This window comes from Nocardioides hungaricus, from assembly GCF_054782915.1.
Genome location: NZ_BAAGRO010000006.1, coordinates 82234 through 88392, shown reverse-complemented (window position 1 = coordinate 88392; position 6159 = coordinate 82234). Strand labels below are relative to the sequence as shown.

The following is a 6159-nucleotide window of genomic DNA, read 5'->3' as shown; positions in this document are numbered from 1 at the left end:
CGACTCACCCGAGACTGACAGCGTTAACCGGCCAACAGTCCACCACGGACGGAAATTAGCCGGATAAGCGCTGGACAATGCGGTCATCGAGAGCTGGCATTCCACCGTGGAGTTCGAGCTGCGTCAGCTTGAGCACTTCACCGCCAAGGCCCAGGCCCGTCGACGGGTCGCGGCCTGGATCGAGGAGTACAACCACGATCGGCGGCACTCCTCCCTGGGGATGCGTTCCCCGATCGCCTACGAGCTCGCCCTGCGCGCCGGCGACCTCGCGCAGCACAAGGAGCAGGCAGCATGAACGACCGAATCCCGCGCAACGAGCGTGACCGTGTCCTCGTCGACGTCAAGGCCAAGCCCTCCGGGTGGCCGATGGCCAGCCTTGACCCCGACTCCGGGCGCGGTCCCCGAGCGCCGAGCGGGATGCCGGCCCACGAGAACCGACAAAATCAGGTCTCTACGGTTTCAGGGGATTGCCATGCCCTCAACGCACCCCACCTCGTGGCCCTCGTCCGTGCCGGCGCAGCGTTCAAGAACGGTGTCCTGGTCGAACGAGACGACGACCAGGCCGACGACAACGCCGACGAATCAGGAGGTGAGCAGCAGGTCGCGTGAACACGCCGTCCACAGGTATTGACTATTGCTCACGAGAAGTCATTCCAACTGGTGTAGTACAGGCTGCACACACCGGCTGCTGCGAGCGTGGCTTGGTCAGGGCTGCCCGTCTGCGCCATATCCCACATGACCTGCTCGAACACGGCTGATACCTCCGCGTCCGTCAGCCCGCTCGGTCCCGAGACGCCCTGCAGGAGGAACTGTTCAGCACTCAGATCGGCGGTTGTACCCGGCAGTCCGGACCGTACCCGGAAGGCTAACGGCCGGCCCGTCTTGCCCAGAGCCTCAGCTTCGGCTCCGGACGCGCGGACTATGAAACCCGCGGTATCCCAGGTTTCCCTCGCTCACGTCGACAGGGACCGCGGGAGTTGCGCCGTCGAGCACCCGCTGCGTGAACTCCGCCGCCTCAGTCGGCGTAAGAAGCCATCGGGGGTTGGGTCGTCCAGAGAAGACGTCCAACTCGACCTCGTACATGCGTAACCCCCGAGCCTAGGCATGAAAGTGCGCTCACTATCGCGGCGACGCATGGGGACGTCAAGGAGGGCTAGACATGCTCATCCGGCGGCCGCGGCTTCGAGGGCTTCGGCTGCGTCGCCACTGAGTTCTTGCGCGCGCTGCATGGCGGACCGGATGCGTTCGATCTCGAGTTCGCGGGCGGCGATCTGTCCGGCGGGTTCGCCGTGTTCGCGGGCTTTGTCGAGTGCCCAGGTGTGGCTGCGGAGCATCCGGCGGAAGACCGGCAGGGCGCTCTTCTTGGGTTGGGCGTGGCCACAGCCCAGGCAGACCAATCCGCGGGGACAGTGTTCGCCGGTGGGCAGCGCGCACACGTGCGTACCCATGTCCCGCATGGAGCAGTTGGCCGTGAACTCGGCCCGATCGGCCTCGGTCGGAGTCCCGCCCGCGGCCGGGCCGTACACGTCGGCATACAGGCCGCGCATCGCCTTGCGGTAGTCGGTGACGAACTGGTCGGGGTAGAGCTTGGCGTAGATCATCACGGTGTCGATGGTGGCGTGGCCGAGCAGCGCCTGGATCACGTGGACCGGGGTGTGGGCGTTGAGGTGCTCTGAGGCGAACACGCGTCGGCAGTCGTGCGGGGTTAGGATCAGCGGGGCGCCGTCGGCGTGCCGGGCGCTGGTCTGCTCGGACAGCCACCGGAGTCGGCCGCGGATGGTGTTGGTGTTGACCGCGCTGGGGTGGCGGAGGCCCTGCAGGAGGTAGGGCGCCCGCGGCAGCGGGCGCTTCTCGTGCTCGTCGCGCCGGTCGACCAGCGGGACGTGGTCGGTGCCGTAGAAGCCGCGGACATGACGGATGATCTCGGCGACGACCCGGCCTAGCTGGTCGCCGATCGGGATGACGCGGGCTCGGCCGAACTTGCTGGGCTTGATGTGCAGCAGGTAGTAGAGCCGGCCGTCTGGCAGGGACCGGCGTAGCACGTCGAAGGTGGTCAGCTCGCAGGCCTCCTCGATCCGCAGCCCGCTGGTCAGCAGCAGCTCCAGCAGACCCCAGTCCCAGAACCCTGTCCGTTCGGCAGCGATCAGCGCCTTATCGTCCGGATGCTGACGCAGCTCGTGGTCGGCGTCGTGCCAGCGGCGCAACGCGAACGCGCGAATGTTGGGGATCTCGCGTTGCAGGTCCAACACCGTCGAGGTCAACCTGGCCTCCGCACGTTTGCGGGCTTTGGCGAACCCGGTGTCGGCCAGGTCATGACGGGTCAGCACCACACTGGATGGGGTGTGGCCTGCGAACGGGGAGTCTGGCTCGGTGACCCAGGTTGAGATGTCGGCGAAGAACACCCGGATGTCGACCAGCCAGGTGTGCGGCGTGGTGCGGTCCTCATCACCCTTGCGGGGATGGCTGCGCTGCGTCGCGCGGGCCACCACCCTCGCCTGCGGCACGAACGCCCGCGCCTGAGCCGGGGTGACTTGCGAACACGACGTGACCTCGGGATGGGCTTCGTGCAGGTAGCGGAAGAAGTGGCTCAGCGCGACGGCCTTGGCCCGCAACGTCGTGTAGGAATCCGAGAGCCTGCGCGCGTAGGTCTCCAGGTAGAGCCCGACGACCTCGACGAAAGGCTCCGGCACTCCGGCCACGACGGCGAGTTCGCGTTCGGTGTGCCGCGGCGCCGTACGACGGCGCGCAGTCCCCGATCGCGGCGTACGGTCGAACACTCCGAGCTGACACAGCAGCACGTCCAGGACGTCGCCGCCCTTCATACCCGAGGGCGGGAGAAGCAGGTCCTCCTCCGCCAGATCGTCGAGCCGGTCGGCTGCGCGGGTCAGCATCAGCCGCGTGGCCATGTTGATCGCGATCTCGTAGGACTTCGGCGAACCGATCGAACACGATCCGGCAGCGTCGGCCAGTCGTTGGCGGGCCTCGATGACCGGATCGTCGGCGGGGAGTAGCCTGCTCCAGTCCCCGATCCGCACCGTCGCGATGGTCGCCCATCGTGGTCGCACCAGCCGGGAGATCACCAGCGCCCAGACCCCGAACCCCCACCGGGTGCCTCGATCGGGTCGATCGATCCCGGCCTGCCACCGCGGCCAGATCTGCTCCTCGAACCTCGCCCACCGCTCAGCCAGGCTGACGCCCTCCAGCCCGTCGAGCACGTCCAAGGTCGCGTGGACCGCGTAGAGCATCCGGTTGTCGTCGTAACGCTTGGTGAACCGCCAGCCGCGCATCTGCTCGGCCAGGTGCTCGATGCACACCTGACGGTCATAGGAAGCCGCACCGAGCTGGCGGGCCCGCCGGATGACCGCGCCGGTCATGCCCGAGGTCCTTCCGCCGGGTCGCACGCCGAGCCCGGAGTGGGACGCGGCGTGGCCACCGCCTCCAACTCGGCCAACGTCTGGGAGTCGTAGTGGAACACATACCGGGGACCCTCGATCCGACCGGCGGGCCCGTCAGCCGGCCCGCGACGGGCGGTCTCGGCCGCCGCTCGGGCCTGCCGCTCGATCTCGCTGACGGCCTCGACCAACGCCCGCTGGTCGACGTGGGCATAGGTGTCGGCGGTGGTCGCGATGTGCCGATGGCCCAGCAGTTGCTGAGCGGCAGCCACTCCGGAGGTGGCCACCACCCCCGACGCCACGGTGTGGCGGAACATGTGGGCAGTGACCTCGATCCCGGTACGGCTCCCGAGCTGACGCAGGGCAGCCTCGAAGGCGCCGTAGGTCAGTGGGTTGGGCCAGGCACGGCGCAACCCGACCCACGCGGCCTCGCCCGGGGCGTCGCGACGCTCGTGTTCCAGATACAGGTCGAACAGACGCCAGAACTCCTCGGTGACCGGGACGCGGTGCTCGTCGCGGGCGCCCTTGAGCCGCACCACGATACTTCGCCATCGCCTACTGGTGCACCACCCTCATCGACGCAGGCGGCCCCGGCTGGCTCCACCTCATCGCGCTCGTCACGATCTGGTCGGGCCTGAAGTTCCTCATCATGGGACCGGTCAGCCTGATCCTGCTCGCGAGGATGCGTCTCGCCGAGCACCGCCAAGCCCGCGCCGAAGCACGCACAGCCCAACAGGATCAGACCCTGAGTGCACCTGCTGGGTATGAAGCACTACCGGGTCACCAGCACGGGCCGACGCATCGCGGCCGAGTCCCGAGCGCGCTCCACACCTGACACCAAGCAACTGATCGCCCTGGTGCTGCACATCGCCGACGAACTCCACGCCGAAGAACTCGATGAGCGGCAGCGGCGGATCGCTGACCACCACGACACCGAAGACCCGGCATCCGCCTCGTCAGCGCCGGGTGCCGATGGAGGAAACGACGATGACACTCACGATGCCGATCCACGAGACGGCTACCACGCCGCCGTTGACGGCGGTGACGTATCAGCGGGTCTCGACCAAGGAGCAAGCGAGCAAGGGCGGTCGTGACGAAGGGTTCTCCATCCCCGCGCAGCGCCAGGCGAACGCCCGCAAGGCAGAGGACCTGGAGGCGCGGATCGTGGCCGAGTTCGTCGACGCCGGCGAGTCGGCGCGCTCGGCCGACCGGCCCGACCTGCAACGGATGCTGGAGTACATCGAGACCCATCAAGTCACCTACTGCATCGTGCACAAGGTCGACCGCCTCGCCCGGAACCGCCTCGACGACGTGGAGATTCACCGGCGTCTCGTCGCGGCCGGGGTCACGCTGGTGTCGGCGACGGAGAACATCGACGAGACCCCGTCGGGGATGCTGCTGCACGGGATCATGTCGAGCATTGCGGAGTTCTACTCCAAGAATCTCGCCACCGAGGTCACCAAGGGCCTCGTCCAGAAGTTCGAGACCGGCGGCACCCCGATGCGCGCCCCGATCGGCTACCTCAACGTCCGCAAGCGGGACGAGCAGGGCCGCGAGTACCGCACCGTCGAGATCGACCCCGAACGCGCCCCGCTGGTGCGGTGGGTGTTCGAGCAGTACGCCACCGGCGAGCACACCGTGGTCAGTCTCCTGGCCGACGTGACCGCCCGCGGCCTCACCACCGTCCCGACCCCGAAACGCGCCTCTGGCCCGGTGGCGCGCTCGGGGTTCTTCAAGCTGCTGCGCAACCCCTACTACATCGGCATGGTCCGCTACAAGGGCGCAGAACAGGCCGGCGCCCACGAGCCGCTGATCGACATCGAGACCTGGCAACAGGTCCAGACGCTCCTGGACGCCCGCAAGATCGCCGCCGAGCGGCGACGCAGCCACGACCACTACCTGAAAGGCACGCTGTTCTGCGGTGCGTGTGGGTCGCGGATGCAACTGGACTTTCCCGCCAACAAGCAGGGCGTCCGGTACGCCTACTACGTCTGCTCCGGCCGTGCCTCCAAGCGAAAGAACTGCACCCGCCGCGCCGTGCCCGTCGGGATCGCCGAGCAACTCGTCGCCGACTGCTACCGAGACATCACGATCACCGAGGAGCAGTACGCGGCGCTCGCGGCGCAGGTCGAGGCCGCGTTCGACGAACGCCTCGCCTCCCGCTCCCAAGAACTGGCCGAGTTGACCGAGAACCGCAAGCGGCTCCAGAACGAGAGCGACAAACTGCTCGCCGCACACTTCGCCGACGCGATCGACCTCGACACTCTCAAGCGTCACCAAGACCGCATCCGAGCCAGACTCGCTGACATCGACCGCCGGCTCGCCAGCGAGCACGACCACCACGAGGGATCACGCAAGCAACTCAGCACCGCACTCAGCCTGCTGGTCGACTGCGCCACCCTCTACGCCCGGACCGACGAGCAAGGCAAGCGGCTGGCGAACCAAGCCTTCACCGACGGCATCGAGATCAGCGAAGACGAAAGGGCGACGATCCGGCTCGCTGAGCCCTTCGCCGCCCTCGCACCAGTCCCGACATCTACCGATGTCAGGTGTTCTAGTACGTCTTCAATTGTGGAGCTGAGGGGACTCGAACCCCTGACCCTCTGCATGCCATGCAGATGCGCTACCAGCTGCGCCACAGCCCCGAACTCGTTGCTCTCCCTGCGGGACGACAACTCGCGGAATACTAGCCAACGCCGGAGCCGAAGCGAAATCGGGGTGGTGAGCGACGCGGACCGCGGGACTGTTCGGGGAGAGCTGGCACCTC

The 6159-nt window shown here is 67.6% G+C and carries 4 protein-coding genes, 1 tRNA gene and 1 pseudogene; 3 read left to right on the top strand and 3 right to left on the bottom strand.

Translation table 11 applies throughout. The features are described from left to right. The first annotated feature begins 70 nt into the window (after window positions 1–70). Together ACYVKX_RS03230 and ACYVKX_RS03225 are read left to right on the top strand one after the other, a co-directional pair. A complete protein-coding gene (locus ACYVKX_RS03230) occupies window positions 71–295 on the top strand; it encodes an integrase core domain-containing protein (protein WP_460829118.1) in 225 nt (74 codons plus the stop codon). Further along, window positions 292–609: a hypothetical protein gene (locus ACYVKX_RS03225; RefSeq protein WP_460829119.1), complete on the top strand. Its 318-nt coding sequence runs from the start codon at window positions 292–294 to the stop codon at window positions 607–609. The genes ACYVKX_RS03230 and ACYVKX_RS03225 overlap by 4 nt, the downstream gene beginning before the upstream one ends. A 554-nt stretch (window positions 610–1163) precedes the next feature. Here the strand turns inward: ACYVKX_RS03225 and ACYVKX_RS03220 are convergent. Continuing rightward, on the bottom strand, window positions 1164–3035 hold the full coding sequence (locus tag ACYVKX_RS03220) for a tyrosine-type recombinase/integrase (RefSeq protein ID WP_460829115.1): 1872 nt from the start codon (window positions 3033–3035) through the stop codon (window positions 1164–1166). 335 nt (window positions 3036–3370) lie between these two features. Then, on the bottom strand, window positions 3371–3931 hold the full coding sequence (locus tag ACYVKX_RS03215) for a tyrosine-type recombinase/integrase (protein ID WP_460829114.1): 561 nt from the start codon (window positions 3929–3931) through the stop codon (window positions 3371–3373). A 358-nt stretch (window positions 3932–4289) separates the two neighbouring features. Here ACYVKX_RS03215 and ACYVKX_RS03210 point away from each other — a divergent pair. Further along, a pseudogene (locus ACYVKX_RS03210) lies at window positions 4290–5405 on the top strand (recombinase family protein); the annotation flags it as partial. A gap of 559 nt (window positions 5406–5964) precedes the next feature. Here the strand turns inward: ACYVKX_RS03210 and ACYVKX_RS03205 are convergent. Beyond that, window positions 5965–6037, bottom strand: a tRNA-Ala gene (locus ACYVKX_RS03205). Window positions 6038–6159 lie beyond the last annotated feature (122 nt).

Excerpts from the sequence above, each read along its gene's own strand:
- ACYVKX_RS03225 (WP_460829119.1), top strand. The coding sequence starts at position 292 with ATGAACGACCGAATCCCGCGCAACGAGCGTGACCGTGTCCTCGTCGAC.